The sequence below is a fragment of the Mesorhizobium sp. M2A.F.Ca.ET.039.01.1.1 genome, assembly GCF_003998035.1.
Classification (GTDB): Bacteria; Pseudomonadota; Alphaproteobacteria; order Rhizobiales; family Rhizobiaceae; genus Mesorhizobium.
This window is the reverse complement of the sequence record NZ_RZRY01001214.1, coordinates 1-1,147: the sequence shown is the minus strand read 5'-3', so window position 1 is coordinate 1,147 and position 1,147 is coordinate 1. Positions and strand designations below refer to the sequence as shown.

The following is a 1,147-nucleotide window of genomic DNA, read 5'->3' as shown; positions in this document are numbered from 1 at the left end:
TCTTGCCGGAGGGCGTGATCACCTGGGCGGGGCCCGGATCGTCGATCATCGACTGGCGGCGGATCTCCAGCATCATGCCGTGGCCGTCGGCCGTCAGCCGTTCCTCTTCCAGCTCCGGCTCCTTCATCAGCCAGTGGGCGATACGGCGATAAAGCTGCACATGCGGGCCGCCGCCCTCGAAGCCACGCGCCCACAGCCAGCCTTGGTCCGACAAGAGCATGCCCACCCGGCCTTCGCCCTTGCGGTCGAGCAGGAGCAGGGGCCGGTCGTCGGCGCCCTTCATCACCACTTCGCCTTCCGGATTCTTGACGCCGATGGTGCGGAACCAGCGGCTCCAATGCGGCGGCTCGCTTGCCGAGCCGTCGAGCCCGCGCGTCACCGGGTGGCGCTGGCCCAGATCGGTCAGGCGCGGATAGAAGGCCTTGTCCACCACTTCGCCCGTCGGCATGGCCGGCAGCGCGGCATTAAGCGGGGTGCGGGCGATGGAGTTCTCGCCCGCATATTCGGGCCCGGCCGCAATCAGCAGCGCGCCGCCCTTTTCGACATATTCGGAGATGTAGTCGTAATAGAGGATCGGCAGCACGTCGCGGTGCTGGTAGCGGTCGAAGATGATCAGGTCGAAATCCTTGATCTTCTCGACGAACAGCTCGCGCGTCGGGAAAGCGATCAGTGACAGCTCGTTGATCGGCGTGCCGTCCTGCTTTTCCGGCGGGCGCAGGATGGTGAAGTGGACGAGATCGACCGACGCGTCCGACTTCAAAAGGTTGCGCCAGGTGCGCTCGCCGGCATGCGGCTCGCCGGAGACCAAGAGCACGCGCAGGTTCTCGCGGATGCCGTCGACCAGGGCGATCGCCCGGTTGTTGGCGTCCGTCAGCTCGCCGGGCTCGCGGTCGATGCCGAGCTGGACGATGTTGCGGCCGGCATTGGGAATGGTGACCGAGAGCTTCATCGGCTGGCCGACTGTCGCGTGCTCGACCGAGACCTGCTCGCCATTGACCGAGACCCGCACATCCACCGGGGCGCCATTGCCCTCCGTCGAAATGACGCGGTAGGTCATGTCGAGCGGCTTGCCGACGAGGCCGAAGCGCGGCGCGTTCTCGAAGCGGATGCGGCGGTCCTTCTCGTGCTCGCTGCCGGTGATCAGCGC

At 66.6% G+C, this 1,147-nt stretch carries 1 pseudogene; it reads right to left on the bottom strand.

The window, feature by feature from the left end:
- A pseudogene (locus tag EOA24_RS38725) lies at positions 1-1,147 on the bottom strand (hypothetical protein); the annotation flags it as partial.